The sequence below is a fragment of the Algihabitans sp. genome, assembly GCF_965226985.1.
Classification (GTDB): domain Bacteria; phylum Pseudomonadota; class Alphaproteobacteria; order Kiloniellales; family DSM-21159; genus Algihabitans.
In genome coordinates, this window is the sequence record NZ_OZ245712.1 from 1,804,676 (window position 1) to 1,824,443 (window position 19,768).

Genomic DNA, 19,768 nt, shown 5'->3' on the forward strand with positions numbered 1-19,768 from the left:
CTTGAAATATTCCGTGAGTCGGCAGCGTCCGCGGGACTCCGCTAAGGACGGCCGCTATCGAATGTTGCCGAAACACTGCAACCGCGCCATATGGCGCACATGCTTCAGCGATTCCTCATCTTCACCCTCGCGATCACCCTAGTCTGTGTCGGAGTCGGCTTCCCGGCGGATATGACCCGCTCGGCCGCCGCCGAACCTCGTTTTCCAGACCTCTGGCCGGAGCTTAGCGAGCTCGACGGCCCGGATGGGCAACTCATCGCCTTCCCCAGCAGCAGTCCCTTCACCTTGGCGGACGCCGGTTCGGCCCCGCCGGAGGACGCGGTGGGACGGCTCTTTCTGCCGCGAGATGCGTCCGCGCAGAATCCGGTTCCAGCCGTCGTCCTACTGCATGGGGCCGGCGGCGTCATATCGACCCGCGAACCGACCTACGCGCAGCAGCTCGCCAACCTGGGCGTCGCCGCCCTGGTGGTCGACTCCTTCGCCGCGCGGCGGGACCGTGCGGCGAGCTTCGTCGAGCGGCTGCTGGAGATCACGGAGGTCATGCTGGTCGCCGATGCCTACGCGGCCCTGGCCTATCTCGATTCCCGGCCGGAGGTCGACGCCGACCGCGTGGTTCTCACCGGCTTCTCCTACGGCGGCATGGCCAGCACCTTCGCCCTCTACAGCCAAGTTGCCGAGGCCTTGGCGCTCAACGGCCGCCGATTCGCCGGTCATGTAGCCTTCTATGCCCCCTGTATCGCCCGCTTCGTCAGAACGGAGACCACCGGCGCACCCCTGCTGATGCTCTGGGGCGACGGCGACGCCATCGTCGATCCCGAGCGCTGTGCCGAGATCGCCGAAGATCTGGAAGGCGGCGGCAGCAGTGTCGAAAGCATCGTTTACCCCGGCGCGGTCCATCAGTGGGACGGCCGCTTTCCGGGACCGCGCTTGATTGGCCGCAACCTTGCGCCCTGCAGCTTTCGGGTCGACGAAGACGGGATCGCCTGGGACCGCAGCACCTTCCTGCCAATGCTGAACCGGCTGCTGCGGCAGACCACGCTTGGCCTCTGCACTGATGGCGAGGGCTACATGATCGGACGCGACGATGCGGTCCGTGCCCTGTCCAACGCCGACCTCGCCAGCTTCCTGGAAGACGTCTTTTTTACCGCCGACTGAAGTCGCCCAACGCCCTGCCGACGCGGTCAGATCACTCGGCAAGGACCGAAATACTGGGATTGACGAGATCCAACGCGGCAGCCGGGCTGCCGGCGGCGCCGAGCAGCAAAAGCGGTACCTCCTCCACCGGTGCAAGAGCCACCTGCAAGCGCCCCGCCTCCAGAAGAAAGACTTCGATAGCCTCCAGCGCCTCGAGAGCGACCGGCCCCAACTGGAAAGTGCGCGCCGCCTCCGCCCCGATGACGATCCATTGGCCAACCAGCTGTTCCGCCGTCACGCCCTGCCCTTCAGCCATCACCTCTAGCGCGGGCCGCAGAAGACCCAGGTCGGTGACGATCACTTCCGCCTCGCCCAATGTCGCCCCAAGCAAGGCGACCTGCAGGTCCAACTGGGACATGCCGGCGTGCAGCGGTCCCGCAAGACTGCCCAAACGGCCCGAAAGCCGCAGTTCGAGCATGTCGTGCAGGGTCACGTCCTGCCAGGTGGATAAACTCGAGGTCGCCGGATCGTAGCGTTGATCGCCGCGCAGGGAGATGGCTAGGCGATCCTCAAGCTCCAGTTCCGACCAGATCCGGTTCGCGAAGACGGACATGGCCGGGTCGAAGGGAAAACTGAATCTCTCAATCTCAGTGAGACCGCCGACCACGCGACCATCGATGATCTGGGGATCGGTCAGACGAAAGCCCGCTAGTTCGACGGCACCGGGAAACCGGTCCGTTTCGAAGCGAATTTCCTCGACCGCATAGCCCATCAGGTTGGCGGCGATCTGCTGCGCCACAGCATCCGTTCGTTCAAAGATCTCCTCGTCCGAAGAGGCGGCGAGTTGGCGGGGAGACAGGGAGAAGAGTGGCGATATCTCGAAACCCTCCAAGGAGAGGAGTCCCGCTGTCAGATCCCAGCCACTCGCGGGACCGTCGTTGTCCACTGCCAGATCGACCAGACGGATCCTGCCCAACTTGGCATCGTCGACCTCCTCGATCACCAGCTCCTCGAGCGTGACCTGCTGATGGTCGACCGCCAGGTCGACGGCAGCGGCGCGAAGCTGCTCCAGATCGGCGAGCCGGACAGCGCTGCGCCAATCGCCGCTTGCCAGGGGCTCGGCCTGCTCAAGCATGGCGGTCAGGTCCAGGCCGGCCAGTGACAGGGACCCGAAGGCAAACCGCGCGTGCTCGTCCGCTCCGCGGCTCTCGAACCTAAGATCGTCCAACTCCGCCGTCCCAAGGCGCCCACCGTCAAGATCGGCCAGGGTGAGCTGTTGCAGGCTGACGACAACGTCGTCGCGACTGAGGCCCACTTCGCTCGCCGTCAACTGGCCGACGCGGGTTGCCAGCAGCCCTTCGCGAAGGTCCGCCGGCTGTCCGGAGATTGCGACGTCCCTCGCCACGACCTGCTGCAGGGTGACAGACGAGAGTACGCCGCCCGGGTCCGTCATCTCGACCCCGTCGAACAGCACCTCGGCGGCCCGTGTCTCCGTCTCGCCCGGCTCCAGACCCAGGACGTGCGCGCGCTCCGCGCTCAGCCGCCCCAGGCGGCCATAGCCGTTGAAGTCGATGGAAGGCGACGCCACGCTCACCGAGCGTTCCAAGAGATCGATCTCGTAGGGGCCATGGCTGAAGACGGCACCCGCCGGCAGGCTGGCGCGGAACTGCGCGAAGCTGCGTTCCACCGCGTCATTGGCCGAAGCGAGCAACAAGGCATACCCGCCACCGGCCAAAGCCACCACCAGGGCGGCCGCGCCGCCCCCCACCCAGACTCGCTTGCTCATCGCTCGCTTCCCGTAAAACGCCATCCAGAGATGGCGGTACCGGCCTGCGGACTATCTCGCCTCACCGTAAGGACGCCCGCCGACCGACAACCAAAGATAGGCCGGCCGCCAGCGCCGCCAAAGCCAAACCGCCGAAGGTCATGGCGTAGCTGCCGATTGCGGCATAAGCCAGGGCAAAGAAAGACGGACCGAAGAGAACGCCGCCGAAGGTCGGGACCAGCGCCCCAGCCGTCGCGTTGCCGACCTCGCCGCGCGGCGCCAGCCGCGCAACCTCCGCCATGAAAACCCCGTTCCAGCCGATCGCGGTGATGCCGAAAACTAGGAACAGCGCGTAGACGCCGATCAACGGCCAAGCGGGCGTTACCAGCGCCGTCGCGACCGAGGCCAGCAGCATCACCCCGGCCAGGCCCAGCATAACGCCGTTGCCGTCGCCGATGCGGTCGGCCAACCAGCCCCAGAGCAGCCGGCCGGAAAAACCGGCTGCCTGCGTCGCGGCCAGCAGCGCACCGGCCGCGACCAGGGAGAGACCGCCCTCCTCGACCAGGAAGACCACCAGGTAGGCACTGAGGCAAAGCTGAACGGCGCTGAGGAAGAAGACGGCGATGGACAGCCAGCGCAGGGGTGCGAGACGCAGCACCAGGGACAGACCGGCCAAGGGCCGTCGGAGCACCGGCGCGGCAGGCTCCCGGTCGTCGTCGAGAGCAGGCCGCGAGGGGATGAGCGCCGCCGCAAGGAGCAGACTGATCAGGGCGAGCCCGCCGACCGCCGCCTGCCAGCCGAACGCCAGCGCCAATGCCGGTGTGGCGAGGCCAGCCAGAACGCCGCCGAGCGGGACACCGGTCTGCTTCAGGGAAAAGACGATATTGCGCCGCTCCGGCGGCGCCACCCGCGCCAGCAGGTGAGAGGTCGCGGGATTGATCAGGCCGTAGCCGATTCCGAGCAGCAGACCCGCCAGGACGAGACCGGGCAGGCTGCCGCTCGCCGCGCTGCCGCAGGCCAGTGCGAAAGCGACCAGAGCGGCCTGGCTCTGGCGACAGGCCCCGTAGCGGCGCAGCGTCTGCCCCGCGACCAACGACAGCAGCATCGCGACACCGTAGACGAGCGATATCAGCGAGCCGACCAGGACCGGAGCAATTGCGAGACTGCCACCGATCTCGGGCGCCAAGGCAGGAAAGGACAGCACGGCCCAGGACCCGATGGTCTGAACGGCGGTGGTCAGCAGTACCACGGTCGCGAGACGCGCGGACGGGGCCGCAGCGCCGACCTCGGCAGCAGAACGGTTCACGAACTGGGCGAGCCGTCGCTCTGAGGGTCGGCGAAGGCGTCGAGGAAAAGGCGGCGGAAGTCCGACATGGGCAAAGCTAGACTATCGCTTTGCCGAGCCGGAGGAAGCAGTCCCTCTGCAAGGCCGGCCTGCAGCAGGCGCAGAACGAGCTCGGGACGGTCGCTGACCACATGCAGAGGTACGGTGCTTCCCGCAAGAGTCGCCGTCGTCGGTCGAGCCCTCTCCGCTTGGCGCCCGGCGCGCGCCGGTTCCGAGCGGGACACCACGGCACCCGCCTCATGATCGCCGACGATCAGGACGAGACGGGGTCGTTCCCAGGGCTTTTGCAACCAGCTCGTCAAGGTGCGAAGGACGTACTCCAGGGCATCCAGGTAAGCGGCCCGGACGGCGGCGGCGTCCAGCCAGAGTTCCTGGGGCGGGACCGGAGGATCGGACCACTGATCGAAAAGAGCGCCATCCCGGATGGCCGACCAATCCTCGACCACCGGAGGAATCGGCGTCCAGGGCGCATGGCTGGAGATCAACGCGACCTGGGCGAAGACCGGCGGCCGCTCCCGAACCTCAGGCTCCCCGGCGGCCAGAACCTCTCGGTCCAGCACGGCTAAGGTGAACTGATCGGGCATGGTCACCCAGGCATAGGGCGGCCCTGCATAGCCCATATCATCGTGGAAATAGGTCCGGTCGAAGCCGAAAAACTCAGCCTCGGGCCAGGCCCGGACGATGGCAGGCATGATCAAGGCCGTATCGTAACCGGACGCCGTGAAGGCCTGAGTGAGTGTGCGGCGCTCACTGGCCACCAGCAGATCCCAACGATCCTGGCTGTCGATCCAAAGACCGCTCGTCAGGCTCGCATGAGCCAACCAGGACTGCCCGCCGACAGTCGGGGACACCAACCAACCCGATGCCTGGCTAAGACCGGAGGCTGTTAGGTCGCGTTCCATCTCACCGAGCGTCGCTCGAATCGCCTCCGCGTAGCGCGGATCGGACAAGGCGGCTTCGCCGTAGGATTCCACGAAGATCAACAGAACATCCGCACCGGCCAGGCCAGGCAGGGGATCGGACGAGAGGTCGGCGAGCGGATCGTCCGCCAGCAAGGCCTGAAAGAGAGGACGTTCCTCGGCGACCCGAAGGGTTCGGTCGACCTGAAAAGCGACGGCGTCGTAGAGAAAGTTTACGGTCAACTGTGGTGCCTGAGGGGCGGCAACCATCCCGGTCAAGGCCAAGGCCGTGCCGGCAATAGCGAGACGCGGTGCCTGCGCACGCGCCAATCCCCGGCAAAGCAGAAAGAAACCCAGGAAGACAGCCGGCGGCACCAGCAACAGCAGCAGGGCCACCAAGACCGCGATGCCTGGAGTCATGGAGCCGTCGATCAGCTCCAGGGCCGGCTGGATCAATTGCAGATCGAGCCAGATCTTCAGCGGACGGCCGAGCAGCAGGAAGGCCATGCGCTCCATTGCCAGGACCAGCCACCCCAGCGTCAGGAGAGCTGTGGCCGGCCAGACCAGCCATCTCGCCCGGCTCGGCGGAAGCGCCAGCAAGACAAGCGCCGCCACCAGCGGCTCCAGCGGCAGGGACAGGGCCCAGGCCGGCAAGCCGAGCAGCAGCGGCACCTGGGTCAGGGCAATCAGCGCCGCGACGAGGCAGAAGACCGCGATCCAGGGGGATCGAAGCCACCCTGGGGCTGTGCGTGAGCCTGCGGCCGCGCTAGCTTGTCGCTCGTCTTTCCGGCTCACGGACCGCTTACATCCTTCTCAGCCGCACGGCTTCTCATGACGATCGCCCCAAGTACCGTTCACGAGCAGGCGCGCGCCTTCTGGACCACAGGTCCCGGACAGGGCGCGCTGCGTTTCGAACCCCTGGCCGCGCCGACTGCGGAGCAAGCTCTGGTGCGCACAGTCTACAGCGGGATCAGCCGCGGCACCGAGGGTCTCGTGTTCCGGGGAGAAGTGCCCGAGAGCGAGTACAATCGGATGCGAGCCCCCTTGCAGGAGGGCGACTTCCCCTACCCTGTAAAATACGGATACGCGAGCGTCGGACAAGTCGAGGCTGGACCGGACGCCTTGATCGGCCGAGAGGTCTTCTGCCTGCATCCCCATCAGGACCGCTATCTGGCCCCGCTGGAGCTGCTTCAACCGCTGCCGGACGGTCTGCCGGCACGACGAGCCGCGTTGGGTGCCAATATGGAGACCGCCCTCAACGCGCTGTGGGACGCCGGCCCGCGCCTCGGCGACCGGATCGCCGTCATCGGCGCCGGCGTGGTCGGGTGCCTGACGGCGCGGCTGGCCGCCGCCATTCCGGGTACGGAGGTTCATCTGATCGATGCCGATCCGGCGAAGGCGGAGATCGCAGCGGCATTCGATCTCGCCTTTCTGACTCCGGAGGCAGCCGGCCGGACCTTGCCGGACGCCTGCGATCTCGTAGTCCACGTGACCGGCTCGCCGGCGGGACTGGCCCCTGCCCTAATCCTGGCCGGTTTCGAGGCGACGGTTCTGGAGCTGTCCTGGTACGGGACGCAAACCGTCCCGCTTCCGCTGGGCCGGGACTTCCACGCCAAGCGGTTGAAGCTCGTCTCCTCGCAGGTCGGCAGCGTCTCGCCGGCCCGCCGTGCGCGGCGCAGCCACGGCGACCGCCTGGCGACCGCACTGGCCTTACTCCGCGACCCGGCCTTCGACGCCCTGCTCGACGGCGAGGTTCCCTTCGCGGAGCTGCCGGAAACGATGGCCCGCCTTGCCGCCGGCGAGGCGGCGCTCTGCCGCCTAGTGCGCTACGACTGAACGAGGAAAGCCCGAATGTTCTCTCTCACCGTGCGTGAGCACATCATGATTGCCCACTCCTTCCAGGGCGAGGTCTTCGGACCCGCACAGCAGCTTCACGGCGCCACCTATCTGGTGGATGTCGAGTTCCGCAGGCCGGAGCTGGATGCGGACGGACTGGTGATCGACATCGGGCTTGCCAGTCAGGCCCTGAAGGACGTTCTGGCGCCCCTCAACTACCGGAACCTGGACGACCTGCCCGACTTCGCGGGCCGCAACACCACGACGGAATTCCTCGCCAAAGCACTGTTCGACCGCGTTGCGGCACAGATCGCCAAAGGGCAACTGGGCGAGAGCGCCAAGGGCCTCAGCAGCCTCAAGGTCACCCTCTGGGAGAGTCATGTCGCCTGGGCGGCCTTCGAAGGTGCCCTGCCGGCGTGAAGCGGCTGGTCTTCGCGCTGCCCGGCGACCCGGAGACGCGGACCGGTGGCTACCTCTACGACAAACGGTTGCTGGCCGAACTGGGCTCCTGCGGCTGGCGCAGCGAGCTGATCCGCCTGCCGGAAGTGCTGACCGATTCCGAGCGGGTGCCTGAGGCCAACCGCCGGCTCGCGGCGGTGCCCGCCGATCTACCGATCATGGTCGACGGTCTCGCCCTGGGTGTTCTGCCCGAGGCCGCGACGGCGCTCGCCGCACGCGGCCCGCTGATCGCGCTCGTCCATCATCCCCTCGCCGAAGAGACCGGCTTGACCGTGGAGGACGCGACACGTCTGCGCGACCTGGAACGTGCCGCTCTGCGCCCGGCTCACGCCATCGTAGTGACCTCACCCGCGACCGCCCGGAGCCTGGTCGGCACCTACGGCGTGGAGCCAAGCCGCATCACCGTCGCGGTTCCAGGCGTCGACCCCGCGCCGCTCGCCACAGGGACCGGCAGGCCCTTCACCCTGCTGTCGGTCGGCAGCCTCACGCGACGCAAAGGGCATGCGGTGCTCTTGCAAGCCTTGGAGGCCGTCGCCTTCACGGACTTTCGCGTGATCCTGGCCGGCTCGCCACACCGCGATCCCGCAGAAGCCGAGCGGCTGCGGAGGCTTGCCGCGACTCACCCCCATGCCGAACGGATAAACTTTGCAGGCGAAGTGGAAAGCGTCACATTGGCGCAACTTTACCGGGCGGCAGACCTTTTCGTCCTGCCGTCCTTCCACGAGGGCTACGGCATGGTGCTGACCGAATCCCTGGCTCGCGGAGTGCCCGTCGTGGCGACGACGGCCGGCGCGATCCCCGACACGCTCCCTCCCGATGCAGCGCGGTTGGTGCCGCCGGGCGACCCCGTTGCGCTTGCCGAGACGCTCCAGCACTTGATGACGGACGACGAAGCTTACGAAGCGCTCAAGGATGCCGCGCAGGCCGCGCGCGAGCACCTGCCCAGCTGGGGCGAGACAGGTCGTCGCGTGGCGGCGCTGCTGGAGTGTCTTGGATGAGAGGCTTCGAGGCGGATTGGCTCGCCTTGCGGGCGCCGGCTGACACAGCAGCCCGCAATCCCGACCTGCTGGATCGTCTGGCGGACTGGGCGTCGGCGAAGCCGGACCTCAGCATTCTCGACCTCGGGTGCGGCACCGGCGCCACCCTGCGCGCGATTTCGCCGCGTTTGGTCTGCCGGCAGCATTGGCTACTCGTCGACACCGATCAGGACCTGCTGAGGCGCTGCCCCGAGAGCCACGACACCGTCGAGGTCGCGACGCTGCAGTTGGATCTCTCCGCCGATCTGGATTTGCTCCCCTCCGAGTCCGTCGACCTTGTGACCTGCTCGGCGCTGCTCGACCTCGTCTCGCAGGATTGGTTGGAACGCGTAGCCGCGCAGTTCAGCAAGGCGGCTCTCTACCTGGCCCTCACGGTCGACGGACGCATCACCTTCGACCCGGGCTTGCCGGAGGATGAGGAGGTGCTGGATTTGGTCGCACGGCATCATCGTCGCGACAAATCCTTCGGTCCGGCGCTTGGCTACGAGGCGGCGCAAAGCGCGGCCCAGATTCTGCGCCGGATCGGGCACGAAGTCCATTTGGCCTCGGCCGATTGGCGGCTCGGTCCGGAACAATCCAGGCTAATCTGCGCAGTTGCGGACGGCTATGGCGAAGCGGCCCTGGAACAGAGCGCTCCGCAGGATGCTACGGCAGCCGAAAGGATCCGGCGCTGGCAGCAAGCCAGGCACGACCTGCCGGATCAGCGGCTCACCGTGGGTCACCTCGATCTTCTGAGTCTCCCCGAGCCTCGCCGAGCCTGAAATCGAAAAGAACGTCGGCGCCGAGCGGATAGGTCTGGCAAGCCGGTCGAAGCGCCAGATCCAAGTCCTCGATCGGCGGCAAAGTAAGGCTGGGGCGCCCCGAACCGAGAATCATCGGGGCCACCGTGACCTGCAGATGATCGAGTACGCCAGCACCTAGCCAGCGTGAGACCGTCACGCCTCCACCCTCCACGAAAAGCCGGTTCAGACCGCGCGCACGCAGCGCGGCGACGACCCCCTTCGGAACGAGACGCCCGTCGTCGGCAAGCGGCGCCGCGATGACCTCCGCCTGCCCGTGGGGGCCGGTCGCTTCCGCGGCAACCAGGAGCGTCGGACTGGCACCGTCCTGAAAGATGCCAAGCTTCTCGGAAAGCCGGCGCTTCGGGTCGAGCACGACGCGCACCGGGTTGGCGCCTCTGACACGCCGGGTGGTCAAGCGGGGATCGTCGAGCGCCGCCGTCGCGCCGCCGACGATCACCGCATCGGCCAGAGCGCGCAGGCGGTGCAGATGGTCCAGATTCTCAGAGCCTGTGACATAGCGCGAGACGCCGCCCTCCGTCGCGATGCGCCCATCCAAGGACTGGCCAAGATGCGCGAGCGTCCAGACCGGCCTTAACAGGGGACTGTAGAGCGGCCACAGCGGCCAATCGCGAGTCGCCTTTTCAGCGATCTCGGGAGAAACGCCGCAGCCCGCCGCAGACGCCAGAAGCTCGTCCCAAAAGCGATTGTCCGGCAGGCCCGGGGTCATGCCGTCGGCCGTCATGGCCGTCGCAACACGGCGTAGATGTCGCCTGAGCGCTCGGAAGCCCTGCGCGCGCGCAACCAGTCACGCAGCTCGGAGGCATCGCACCACGCGCCCAGTTTCAGGCTTTCGCCCGTGCTGATGGCATAGCGATAGCTGCCGAGCGCCTCCAGCCGCGCGACACAATCGAGCGCTGGAGCAGGAACTCCGGGCGTGTACTCGAAGGACAGTGCCGGCAAGGGCGTCGAGAGCCCAGATAGCACCTCAGCCTCATGCCCTTCGACATCGATCTTGCAGAAAGCCGGCTTGCCATAGCGTGCGATCAGACGATCCAGTGTCTCGACCGGGACCTTCAGATCGCTCTCCCACCGCACATGGGCAAAGCCCGGCAAGGTGGCGACTTGAGACCTCCAGTTCGGGTCGAGCGTCGCGAGAGTCGGATGACGCCGGCTGACAGCAAGACTCGCCTGCCCGACCCGCCCAGACAGAGCGCACCGATGAACGGTGACCTGGGGCCGCTTGCGAAACAGCCACTCGAGCCAAGCCGCGAAGCGGGGCTGCGGTTCGACGGCGACAACACGCGCGCCAATCGCCTCCAGGCTTCGACTCCGATTGCCGACATGCGCACCGATATCGAAGGCGAGATCACCGGCTGAGAGGAATTGGGCGTAGAGGCGTCTTTCCGCTGCCGCGCGTCCGGGCCGACCGAGATAGATCAGCAGGGAGCGGAGGAAGCCCCAGGTTTCCGCCGGATCGCGCAGCACGCTCGCTCGCAGCATGAGTCTCTTCGAGCCCTCTCGGTCCGGCTCCGGGGTCGGCCTCACAGAGTGAGATCGCCTCGGGTGGAAGCGCCCTGCGGAGGTCGAGGGCAAGTGCACCCTAGTCCTGCCGGATCGCTTCGGCTTCGATGACAATCTCAACCTCGTCGCCGACCAGTCCGTTCTCGACCGCGTAGGTCATGCCGAAGTCGCTGCGCTTGATCGTCGTGCGCGCGGAAATCCCGGTGACGTAGTTGTTGTTGAAGGGATAGGTGCCCGACTTGTTCCAGGTCACATCCAGGGACACGGGACGCGTGACGCCGCGAATGGTCAAGTCGCCAAGCACCTGCCCTGTCCGTGGGCCGCTCGGCTCCGCCCCCGTCATCACGAAGGTGATCTCCGGATGATCCTCGGCCGCCAGAAAGTCGTTGCTGCGGACGTGATCGTCTCTCCGCTCGTGTGCGGTAAAGACAGAGTCCGCCGCGATTGCCACCTCAAGCTCAGAGACGGAGGGAACGGTCTCGTCGAACAGGAAGCTGCCTTCGACCTCCAGGAACTTTCCGAGGGTCTTGGCATAACCGATGTGGTCGACCAGGAAGGCGATCGCCACGTGCTCAGGATCCAGTTCGTAGCGAGCGGGCTCGGCCTGAGCGACGGAGACGGGAAAAGCCAGTGCCAGTCCCGCAGCTAGAATCGCGTACTTCATTCCCTTGCCTCCAAACGTTCAACCGAGTTCGGTAGTCTGTCCGAGCGGTCCCTGAGTAACCAGCGCAGATCCGTCAGGAAAGATCCGGTGAGCAGGACCACGCCGAGCGACGCCGCCAGGGCCCCTGGCCATCCCTGCAACGGTGGAGACAGCGCCGCGATCAGCAGCAGGACCTGCAGCACGAAGACGATCTTCCGGCGCCAACGTCGTGGCAGAGGCCGCCGCAAGCGCGGCCAGGCCAGAAGACCGAGATGAAAGGCGTAGTGCCACAGACCGGAAATCAACACCCAAACGCCGGCCTGCCCGTCGAGCCAGACAAGCAGGGCAAGCACGAGAACGAACAGGCCATCGACTTCCTGATCGAAGCGCGCACCGAACGCGGAGGCGCAATGACGTTGTCTGGCGAGAAAACCGTCCAGCCCATCCAGGGACAGCACGACCATCGCGAGTGCCGGAACCAACCAGCCGAGCGCCGAGGGGCTGGTCTGCGCGACCAAACCCGCCAGCAGACAGACAAGGACGGCCCGCAAGAGCGTAACGGCGTTGGCCGGGCCGAAGTGGGTTTGCGGAAGATGCGCCGGAAGTCCGAGACGCACTGCGGCCGCGACGGCGAGATAGACCGCAAGCGACTGCCAGAGGACTGGGTTGGAGAGGCCCTGCCGTTCGACGAGAAGATCTGCCGCCAGGATGGCAGCGCAAAGACCGACAGCCAGGGCGAGCGCAGCCGAAGACTGAAGCTGGCGCAACGCGGCGCCGCGGGAGCTGTTCAGCAATGACATCTTTTTGAAACCTGGGAAGAAGACTAGGCCGCCGCCGCCGCTTCGGCCAGTCCAGAGGCGAGCTGCGCCACTATGCTGCAACCCTGTCGGCCGGGAGTCCCGCCGGCAGGCCGGTGGGCAGCAGCGACGGTTCGTCCTCCTGGCGCAACCGCTGGAGCAGAGCTTCGGCACGACGAATCGTTTCCGGCACGAAGCGCTCGTCTGGCGTCCGGAACAGCCAGCGCGTCGCGGCGGCGACACGCGGATGAGCGGTCGCCCAGGCCAGCAGCGGACCGCTGGCCCAGCCAGCGGCCGGAAGCAGCAGCCAAAGCATCATGCCAGGCGTCGCGGTCACCACCGCCAGCGTCGCGAGAACGGCCGCGCCCCCGAGATGCCAGCGGTGCCAGGCCATCAACTCGCCCCAACGTTGATCGGCTTCGTCGCGCTGTTGACGGCCCCAACCGCTATCGCGCCCTGCGACCAACTCGATCAGGAAGCGAGCATGGAAGAACAGGACCGCTGGTGCCAACAGCACCGTCAGCAGGGTCTCCGCCAAGGTCGAGAGGCCGACGGAGAAGCCCCCACCCATCCCGCGCCGGCGCGTTCGGTCGAGCAGCGTGTCGAGCAACGCCAGGAGTTTCGGAGCGAACAGCAAGGTGCCGCTCGCCATGAGCGCGCCTGCGGCGAGGAAGGGATCCAGCGCCAGAGCATCCGTCAGCCCGAGCAAGGCGCCGCCGATCACCAGGGCCAACCAGAGCGGGGCGATGGCATAGGTCGCGATGCCGAGCAGAAGATGGATCCGGCTCACCGGATGCAGCTTGGGCCATCCTACGACACGGAGGTGCTGCAGGTTGCCCTGGCACCAGCGCCGGTCCCGCGCCAGGTGGTCCAGCAGGCTCGGCGGCGTCTCCTCCCAACTGCTGCCGAGTTCGGGCAGCATCCAGATTTCCCAGCCGCTGCGGCGCAGGAGAGCCGCTTCGACGAAGTCGTGGCTGAGAATATGGCCGCCCCAAGGGGCCTCGCCGCTCAAGCGGGGAAGATGGGCACATTCGGCCCAGGCCCGAGCGCGAATGATGGCGTTGTGTCCCCAGAAATTCCCGTCTCGCCCCTGCCAGAGGGCCTGACCGGTCGCGGCGATGGGCCCCATCAAGGCGGCGGAAAACTGCTGCAGTCGCGCAAAGAGGCTGTGCCGGCGCGCAAGCCGCGGGGCGGTCTGGATCAGCCCGGCCCGAGGATTGGCCTGCATGCTTCGCACCAACTGCGCCACGGTGGCGCCGCTCATGAGGCTGTCCGCGTCGAGCACCAACAGGTGATCGTACCGAGAAGCCCACCGGCGGCAGAAGTCGGCGATGTTGCCCGCCTTCTTGCCGGTGTTGTCCTGTCGGCGGCGATAGTGCACAGCCATCGGCAGGCGCGCGGCCAGGCGGCTGCGCATCCGTTCCTCCTCGGCGGCCACCTCGTCGCTGCGGGTATCGCTGAGCACGAAGAGGTCGAACTGGCCGGCAAGACCCAAGGCCGAGAGCTCCTCCCCCATGGCCTGCAGATTGGCCCCCCAGGAGACCGGAGACTCCTCGTAGACAGGCATCAGCACTGCGGTGCGCGTCACGATCGGCGCGCGGGACTGGGGCATCGCGAGCCCAGCCGGGACCCAGCCAAGGCGCCGTCCGAGAAATCCGAGCAGAGCATGACCGGCCGACCAGGCGATCCACAGGGTCGGAAGCGTGAAAAGGAGCAGCGCGGCGGTATCCGCAGCCCCGAAGCCATCCACGGCCAAAGCTTGCCCCGCGAGCGACAGGACCGCGAGCGCGCCAAGCAGAGCTGCGGTGAGCGCGATCCCGCGCCGCAGACAGACGAGGCAGAGACGGTAGAGCAACCGGCGCGGAACCGCCGGCGTCGCTTCGACTAAGCCGTCCATTGATAGCTCCAAGTTTCGGTGAGACGCTGATCGCCGAGCCGCAGGAAACATCGCAACTCGACCGGCCCTTCGCCGGTCGGCTCCAAATTGAAGAAGGCGCGCCACCCCCCCAGAGGCGGATTCGGCTTCGCGATGGGCGGCGACACACGCCCATTCTGCACCTGTACGACGGCATTGACCGCCGCCTCGCCGGGCAGTTCGCCGAGCTGTTGTCCGGCGAAGTCGATCACGAACTTGCGCGTCGGCCCGTTCCGCTCGCCGTCTCCGTTGCCCCAGTTCGCCGCCCCCGACCAGGTCGCCGCGACCTGGGCCCGGTCGGGCTCCATCGGCGCCGTCCAGCACCAGTGCAGGCGGTAACGCAAGGGTCGCGGCGTCTGGGCCGCAGCGGGTTCGGAGGAAATCCAGGCCGCCACGATGTTGTCGTAGGTTTCGTCGGGCGTCGGCAGCTCGATCAGTTCGACGAACCCGGGCCCCCAGTCGTCGAGCGGTTCGACCCAGAGACTCGGCCGTTGGTCGTAGCGTGCCTCCAGGTCCTGGTAGGCCTCGAAGCTTCGGGCGCGTTGCATCAGGCCGAAGCCGCGCGGATTCTCATCCGTAAAGACGCTGACTCGAGGCTGAGAGGGGTTGGCGAGAGGTCGCCAGATCCGATCGCCGCGGCCGGTATAGAGCGACAGCCCGTCGGAGTCGTGAACACGGGGCCGGAAGTCGTCGCCGGTTCGACGCTGATGGGGCGCCAAGAGGAACATCGACGTCAGCGGCGCCACTCCCAGCTTCTCGATCGTCCGGCGCGGAAAGACAACGGCGTCCACGTCGCAGATCGTGCTCTCACCGGGACGGAAGATAAAGCTATAAGCCCCTGTAATGCTTTCACCTTCCAGAAGTGCATGCAGCGTGATCTGACCCGCTCCAGCCGCCGGCCGCTCAAGCCAGAAGGCGGTGAAGGCCGGAAACTCCTCCGGCTCGGACGCGAAGCTGTCGACCGCGATCCCCCGCGCCGACACGCCGAAGTGATGGCCGCGACCAAGCGCCCGGAAGTAGCTCGCGCCCAGAAAGGCAGCCAACTCGTCCTGCACACCTGGAGCGTTCAAGGGATAGAAGGTTCGAAACCCGGCAAAACCAAGGTCTTGGGGCAAGGAGCCGAGATCCCCTACGAGCGGCCCGAACCCAAACAGCGAAGGGTCGTAGAGCAGTTCGCGGGCCTGCCCCTCGGCCACCTCGTGGATTTTGACCGTGCGGCGATAGAGGAAACCCGGATGAAAGAACTCGCCGGTAAAGCGCGATCCCGTTCCGGCCCAAAGCGCTTCGTTACGGTCGTAGCGGATGTCCCTGTAGGCATCGTAGCCCAGATCGGCCAGCGGGCCTTCGATCGCCGGGCGCGTCCGAGCAGGCTCGCTCGCCAACTGCTGAGCTCGGGCCCTGAGGCCATCCACGGAAAAGGGCACGGCCTCACCAACCTGAGGCGCCGCAAGAGTGCTTCGCCCCCCTGAAACGCTGCCGGCTATGGCGGCCAGAGAGAGGGAGAGAGCCGAGACGAGAAAGTGGCGTCTGTTCATATTCACACATGATCACACAGGAGGATCTGCACGCACTTAGGTCGCGCATGCGGCAAAATTTCGGCAAGCTTGGCAGAAGGTCAGGAAATCCGTCTCAGCCGAAAAGTTAACGGTCGCTGGGGGAAACGGTTCGGTAAAACTTGTGAGATACTTGTGGTTCACATCCCGTCCGGCGGCCTCGTCCCGCAGGATAAATGGATTACATTGTCTGGACTCTCCACCGTAGTGTGAGAAGGTAGGCCATGAACATTTTGCTGGTGGACGACGATCAAGATCTACGCGGGATGGTCATGACCCTGCTGTTGCGCGACCGTTTCGAGGCACGCGAGGCAGAGAGCGCCGCCGAAATGCGCAAGCTGATGGGCGAGGAAACCCCGGATCTGGTTCTGCTCGACGTCCGCCTACCCGACGCCGACGGGTTCGATCTTCTTCGCGAAATTCGCCAGGAGAGCGCCATCCCGGTGATCATGCTGACGGGCGTGGACACGCCGGTCGACCGGGTCCTGGGGCTGGAGTTCGGCGCCGACGACTACATCTGCAAACCCTTCGAGCCGCGCGAGTTGGTCGCACGGATCAAGACCGTTCTCCGGCGCAGCAATCCGCGCGAAGAGGTGGGGGCCGACGTCGAAAGCGTGACCCTCCACTTTTCCGACTATGTCCTCGACCTGACCCACCGCAGACTGATGCGGGAGACCGGCGAAGACATCGAGTTGACCAGCGGAGAGTTCGACCTGCTGCGCGCCTTGGCCGAGGCGCCGAACCGCCCCCTGACCCGCGACCGCCTGCTGGACCTGACGCGCTCGCGCGAGTGGTCGCCCTTCGATCGCTCGGTCGACGTTCTGATCGGACGGATCCGCAAGAAGCTGGAGAGCGATCCGGCGCATCCGACCCTGATCAAGACCGTGCGCACCGTCGGCTACATTCTTGCCAGCAAGGTCGAACGCCGGGGCGCGCGGACAACCGCCAATGCAGCCTCGTCGAGTCTTCCGGCCTGAGACGTCCAGCTTCCCAGGTTTATCAAGGACTAAGATTTTCTAACAGACGGCCGCCTGACGCATTGGGCGATCGCGTAGTGCAAGCTCCACAGCCGAGAGGAGTTGCGCCCGGCTAAAAGGCTTCTGCAAAGCCTGGGTCGCACCCAGCTGCGTGGCATAGCCCAGGAAGTCCTCGACATCCTGAACACGCCCGCCCCCGGACATCACGATGATCGGAAGATCGGCGCAGTTCTGTTTGAGCCCGCAAAGCGTCTCGATACCGTCCCGCTCCGGCATGAAGAGATCCGTGATCACCAGGTCGGCCCAGTCGATCCAGGCAACCGGATCTTCCAGAACCTGACGGCCGTCGGAGGCTTCCTTGACCTCGTGATTTGCGCGTTGGAGTTGGAGACGCAGCACTTCGCGCAGGGCGTCGTCGTCGTCGATAAGCAGGATTCTCGCCACCTCGCCCTCCAAACCAGCCACCACCGACCTCAACAACCCCAAGCAAATGGATGATAGAAGAACAATGAACGCACGGTAAGGAATTGTGAATGCGGCGTTATGCGACGCGGTTCGAGGAAGCGCGCTTATTAGAAGAGTTACCTTGGTGCGCAGAAGGCCTGTTGGCCAGAGCGCGGTCGACAGCCAACCGCAAGGCCGTCGGTTCCAGAGAGTCCCGCAGGGGCGTGGAATCGCCCTGCCCTTGTCGGCCTGAAACGACATCCGACTCAGGCGTGCGGGCCATGAAGAGAAGCGGCAAGTCCGGCGAGAGACAGCGCACCTCCGCTGCGAAATCCCCTCCGCCCGTGCCAGTCAGGCTGCGGTCGCAAACGACCAACTCGATTTCCGGATCCTGACCCAGCCGCTCCAGCGCCTGCTCGGCGCCGGCCGCCGTCTCCACCGTCAAGTCCCCAAGCCGGCGAAGGTCGACGGCAAGCGCCTCCGCAACCTCAGGCGCGGTGTCGACGACCAGAACCCGCCAACTGGATTGGCCGACAGGCTCGTCCGAGGCCGACGGCAGCTCCTCCGTTTTCGCCCGAGGGGGCTCTTCCTCGGCCAGGGCCGGCAGAAACACCGACATGGAGGTGCCCTCCCCCGGCGACGTCTCGACCGAGAGCGCGCCGCCATGGGCCAGTACAATGCCGTAGACGGCGGCCAGACCGAGCCCACTGCCCTGCTCCTGCGGCTTGGTCGTAAAGAAAGGATCGAAGATCCGCTCCAGGGTGGCCAGGTCCATCCCGCTGCCGTCGTCGCGCACCTCGACGACGTGGTAGCGCGCTGGAGGCAACACCCCGACCCAAAGGCGGTTTCGCCCGTCGGAGCCGCGCTCGACGACCGTCGGCACCGCGCTCTCGACGGAACTCTGCTGAGGCTGAAGGAGACGTTTCGCCCGGTCGCCGTCCGTCGTCATGGTGCGAAGCGTCACGGCGATCACGCTTCCCGACTCACCCCCCGCATCGTTCGTCGCATCGCAGGCGTTGACACAGAGGTTCATCACCACCTGTTCGAGCTGCGCGGCGTCGGCGTTCACCCGGCCGCCCTGCGTGTCGTCCCGGAAGGTCACCCGGATCGCCTCGGGAAGAGAGGTCGTCAGCAGGTCCACGGCTTCCCGTCCGATGTCGGCCAGGCGAGTCGGCTCGAGAAGGCCGCCGCCATGCCGGCCGAAGTCGAGAACCTGCCGTACGCGGACGGCGGCCCTCTCGCTATCCGCCAGGATGTTCTCCGCGTAGCTGCGCTCGGCCGTGCCGGGCAGCAGGTCCTCGCGCAGGAAGTTCGCGTAGCCCTGAATCGACATCAGCGCGTTGTTGAACTCATGGGCGATCCCGCCGGCCAGGCGTCCGAGGGCCTCCGTCTTCTGGGCCCGGTAGAACTGCGCCTGCAGCTCCAGCCGCTCCCGCTCAGCCCGGCGCAGACTGGTGACTTCCGTGCGCAGGCTGACGCGGCCGCCGTCGGCCGTGACGTATTCGTGGATGCGGATCTGCGATCCATCCGGATTGATGAGCTCGAAGGGCTCGCTCGGATTTTCGAGACGCTCAAGACGACGGCGGACCGCTTCGCGCGTCGCGATATCGCGCCCGTAGAAACCCAAGCTGCCCGCCGCCCTGATCACCGAGCGATAGTCGTCACCTGGCCCGAAACTTCGCAGTTCCTGTGGCACCAGCTCGTAGAAGCGTTGGTTGACCAGCACCACCCGCTTGTCAGCGTCGAGAAGAAGGAACCCTTCGGAGATGCTCTCGACCGCGTCGAGCAGCCGGCGCTCGGCCCGCTGAGCCTCCCCGCGCGACCGCTCCGCCTCCGCTGTCAGTTGCTCGGCAAGGCGGTTCTGGTACCAGAGCAGGAAGATCAGAAGACCGCCGGCCACCAGCAGCACTATGTAGGTCGCGACCATCTCGCGCTTCAGGACAAGGATGCGGCGGTCGCTGCCGCTGAAGTACTCCCGATGCAGGACGCGACGCGAGAGTTCCTCAATCGGGCTGCCGTAGTCGACCAGCCGTGCCCGCACCGCCGCGAAGGTCTCGGGCCGTTCCGCATCGAGCGCCCGCAGATCCGCTTCGAGTTTCGGAAGATCGGCGAAGATCTCGCCGATCGGGGTCAAGAAGCTGGCCAGCGAGGGCAACCTCAGGTCCGTATCGGAGTTCAGGACCAACGGCAGCCGCGCTTCGAAGGACTCGAAGTGCTGCAGCAGGAGCAAACGGTGATCGAGCGTCGGCTGCGCCTCGTAGCGAGCGAGTTGGGCCGAAAGGCGCTGATGGTCGGCCTCCAGTTCGATGGCAAGCGTCGCACCTTCGCTGTAAGAGGCGAGACTGTACGCCTTCTCGTCCAGCAGTCGCAGACCGAAGTAGGCGGTCGCGCTGGTAAAGATCAGAAGGAGAGCGGCGAGCGCGATCAGCAGGCCGCGCCGCGAGCGTCCCAGCAGACTTCGACGTATCGACCTGTCACGACCAGCCTGCGCCACCGAACCGCCTCGAACACTTTCCGCAGATTGGCGAATATCATGAACGTCGGTAAATCGCGCACGCCTGCGGGGCGGATTTGTGTAACGTTTTGTAACGCATAAGCTGAAGTGCGACGGCTGGATCGCGGGTCGGATCGCGTCGGGCGAGAGCGAAACCGCCTCCATCC

17 protein-coding genes are annotated in these 19,768 nt (G+C 66.3%); 6 read left to right on the top strand and 11 right to left on the bottom strand.

Translation table 11 applies throughout. The features are described 5' to 3' along the window. Positions 1–99 precede the first annotated feature (99 nt). Positions 100–1,155, top strand: coding sequence for a dienelactone hydrolase family protein (locus ACO054_RS08320; RefSeq protein ID WP_421709968.1), 1,056 nt, complete (start codon positions 100–102; stop codon positions 1,153–1,155). A 31-nt stretch (positions 1,156–1,186) separates the two neighbouring features. Here ACO054_RS08320 and ACO054_RS08325 read toward each other — a convergent pair whose 3' ends face one another. From ACO054_RS08325 to ACO054_RS08335, 3 genes are all read right to left on the bottom strand, one after another. Further along, entirely contained in the window at positions 1,187–2,920 is a 1,734-nt protein-coding gene (locus tag ACO054_RS08325; protein ID WP_421709969.1) for a hypothetical protein, read from the bottom strand. Between the two features lie 61 nt (positions 2,921–2,981). Continuing rightward, positions 2,982–4,205, bottom strand: a complete 1,224-nt coding sequence (locus ACO054_RS08330; RefSeq protein WP_421709970.1) for an MFS transporter — start codon at positions 4,203–4,205, stop codon at positions 2,982–2,984. Further along, a complete protein-coding gene (locus tag ACO054_RS08335) occupies positions 4,202–5,938 on the bottom strand; it encodes a sulfatase-like hydrolase/transferase (protein ID WP_421709971.1) in 1,737 nt (578 codons plus the stop codon). Before ACO054_RS08335 ends, ACO054_RS08330 begins: the two co-directional genes overlap by 4 nt. Positions 5,939–5,974: 36 nt before the next feature. Between ACO054_RS08335 and ACO054_RS08340 the strand changes: the two genes are divergently transcribed. Genes ACO054_RS08340 through ACO054_RS08355 form a run of 4 tightly spaced genes read left to right on the top strand, consistent with a single transcriptional unit; the run spans position 5,975 to position 9,236 of the window. Then, the gene (locus ACO054_RS08340; protein WP_421709972.1) at positions 5,975–6,979 is read left to right on the top strand and encodes a zinc-dependent alcohol dehydrogenase; all 1,005 of its coding nucleotides are present in this window, start codon (positions 5,975–5,977) and stop codon (positions 6,977–6,979) included. A 15-nt stretch (positions 6,980–6,994) separates the two neighbouring features. Then, positions 6,995–7,399 carry a 6-pyruvoyl trahydropterin synthase family protein gene (locus ACO054_RS08345; protein ID WP_421709973.1) on the top strand — a complete coding sequence of 135 codons (405 nt, stop codon included), beginning with the start codon at positions 6,995–6,997 and terminating at the stop codon, positions 7,397–7,399. Next, the gene (locus ACO054_RS08350; protein WP_421709974.1) at positions 7,396–8,436 is read left to right on the top strand and encodes a glycosyltransferase family 4 protein; all 1,041 of its coding nucleotides are present in this window, start codon (positions 7,396–7,398) and stop codon (positions 8,434–8,436) included. Before ACO054_RS08345 ends, ACO054_RS08350 begins: the two co-directional genes overlap by 4 nt. Further along, entirely contained in the window at positions 8,433–9,236 is an 804-nt protein-coding gene (locus ACO054_RS08355) for a class I SAM-dependent methyltransferase (protein ID WP_421709975.1), read from the top strand. Before ACO054_RS08350 ends, ACO054_RS08355 begins: the two co-directional genes overlap by 4 nt. On the opposite strand, the gene ACO054_RS08360 is transcribed toward ACO054_RS08355, so the two are convergent. The 6 genes from ACO054_RS08360 to ACO054_RS08385 form a co-directional block, all read right to left on the bottom strand. Continuing rightward, positions 9,184–9,999, bottom strand: coding sequence for a RibD family protein (locus ACO054_RS08360; RefSeq protein WP_421709976.1), 816 nt, complete (start codon positions 9,997–9,999; stop codon positions 9,184–9,186). The two genes, ACO054_RS08355 and ACO054_RS08360, sit on opposite strands and share 53 nt — an antisense overlap. Continuing rightward, positions 9,996–10,757 (bottom strand): FkbM family methyltransferase, encoded by a 762-nt coding sequence (locus ACO054_RS08365; protein WP_421709977.1) that lies wholly within the window; start codon positions 10,755–10,757, stop codon positions 9,996–9,998. The genes ACO054_RS08360 and ACO054_RS08365 overlap by 4 nt, the downstream gene beginning before the upstream one ends. A gap of 100 nt (positions 10,758–10,857) precedes the next feature. After that, positions 10,858–11,442, bottom strand: coding sequence for a YceI family protein (locus ACO054_RS08370; RefSeq protein WP_421709978.1), 585 nt, complete (start codon positions 11,440–11,442; stop codon positions 10,858–10,860). Then, the gene (locus tag ACO054_RS08375; protein ID WP_421709979.1) at positions 11,439–12,215 is read right to left on the bottom strand and encodes a CDP-alcohol phosphatidyltransferase family protein; all 777 of its coding nucleotides are present in this window, start codon (positions 12,213–12,215) and stop codon (positions 11,439–11,441) included. Before ACO054_RS08375 ends, ACO054_RS08370 begins: the two co-directional genes overlap by 4 nt. A 76-nt stretch (positions 12,216–12,291) precedes the next feature. Then, positions 12,292–14,115 (bottom strand): glucans biosynthesis glucosyltransferase MdoH, encoded by a 1,824-nt coding sequence (gene mdoH, locus ACO054_RS08380; RefSeq protein ID WP_421709980.1) that lies wholly within the window; start codon positions 14,113–14,115, stop codon positions 12,292–12,294. Then, positions 14,103–15,668 carry a glucan biosynthesis protein gene (locus ACO054_RS08385; protein WP_421709981.1) on the bottom strand — a complete coding sequence of 522 codons (1,566 nt, stop codon included), beginning with the start codon at positions 15,666–15,668 and terminating at the stop codon, positions 14,103–14,105. Before ACO054_RS08385 ends, mdoH begins: the two co-directional genes overlap by 13 nt. A gap of 242 nt (positions 15,669–15,910) precedes the next feature. On the opposite strand from ACO054_RS08385, the gene ACO054_RS08390 reads away from it, so the two are divergent. Further along, entirely contained in the window at positions 15,911–16,663 is a 753-nt protein-coding gene (locus ACO054_RS08390; protein ID WP_421709982.1) for a response regulator, read from the top strand. A 39-nt stretch (positions 16,664–16,702) separates the two neighbouring features. Here ACO054_RS08390 and ACO054_RS08395 read toward each other — a convergent pair whose 3' ends face one another. Continuing rightward, positions 16,703–17,107 (bottom strand): response regulator, encoded by a 405-nt coding sequence (locus ACO054_RS08395; protein WP_421709983.1) that lies wholly within the window; start codon positions 17,105–17,107, stop codon positions 16,703–16,705. 97 nt (positions 17,108–17,204) lie between these two features. Further along, positions 17,205–19,601: an ATP-binding protein gene (locus ACO054_RS08400; protein WP_421709984.1), complete on the bottom strand. Its 2,397-nt coding sequence runs from the start codon at positions 19,599–19,601 to the stop codon at positions 17,205–17,207. Positions 19,602–19,768: the final 167 nt, after the last annotated feature.

Excerpts from the sequence above, each read along its gene's own strand:
- ACO054_RS08365 (WP_421709977.1), bottom strand. The coding sequence starts at position 10,757 with ATGCTGCGAGCGAGCGTGCTGCGCGATCCGGCGGAAACCTGGGGCTTC.
- mdoH (WP_421709980.1), bottom strand. The coding sequence starts at position 14,115 with ATGGACGGCTTAGTCGAAGCGACGCCGGCGGTTCCGCGCCGGTTGCTC.
- ACO054_RS08345 (WP_421709973.1), top strand. The coding sequence starts at position 6,995 with ATGTTCTCTCTCACCGTGCGTGAGCACATCATGATTGCCCACTCCTTC.
- ACO054_RS08355 (WP_421709975.1), top strand. The coding sequence starts at position 8,433 with ATGAGAGGCTTCGAGGCGGATTGGCTCGCCTTGCGGGCGCCGGCTGAC.
- ACO054_RS08340 (WP_421709972.1), top strand. The coding sequence starts at position 5,975 with ATGACGATCGCCCCAAGTACCGTTCACGAGCAGGCGCGCGCCTTCTGG.
- ACO054_RS08370 (WP_421709978.1), bottom strand. The coding sequence starts at position 11,442 with ATGAAGTACGCGATTCTAGCTGCGGGACTGGCACTGGCTTTTCCCGTC.
- ACO054_RS08325 (WP_421709969.1), bottom strand. The coding sequence starts at position 2,920 with ATGAGCAAGCGAGTCTGGGTGGGGGGCGGCGCGGCCGCCCTGGTGGTG.
- ACO054_RS08390 (WP_421709982.1), top strand. The coding sequence starts at position 15,911 with ATGAACATTTTGCTGGTGGACGACGATCAAGATCTACGCGGGATGGTC.
- ACO054_RS08320 (WP_421709968.1), top strand. The coding sequence starts at position 100 with ATGCTTCAGCGATTCCTCATCTTCACCCTCGCGATCACCCTAGTCTGT.
- ACO054_RS08385 (WP_421709981.1), bottom strand. The coding sequence starts at position 15,668 with ATGAACAGACGCCACTTTCTCGTCTCGGCTCTCTCCCTCTCTCTGGCC.
- ACO054_RS08360 (WP_421709976.1), bottom strand. The coding sequence starts at position 9,999 with ATGACGGCCGACGGCATGACCCCGGGCCTGCCGGACAATCGCTTTTGG.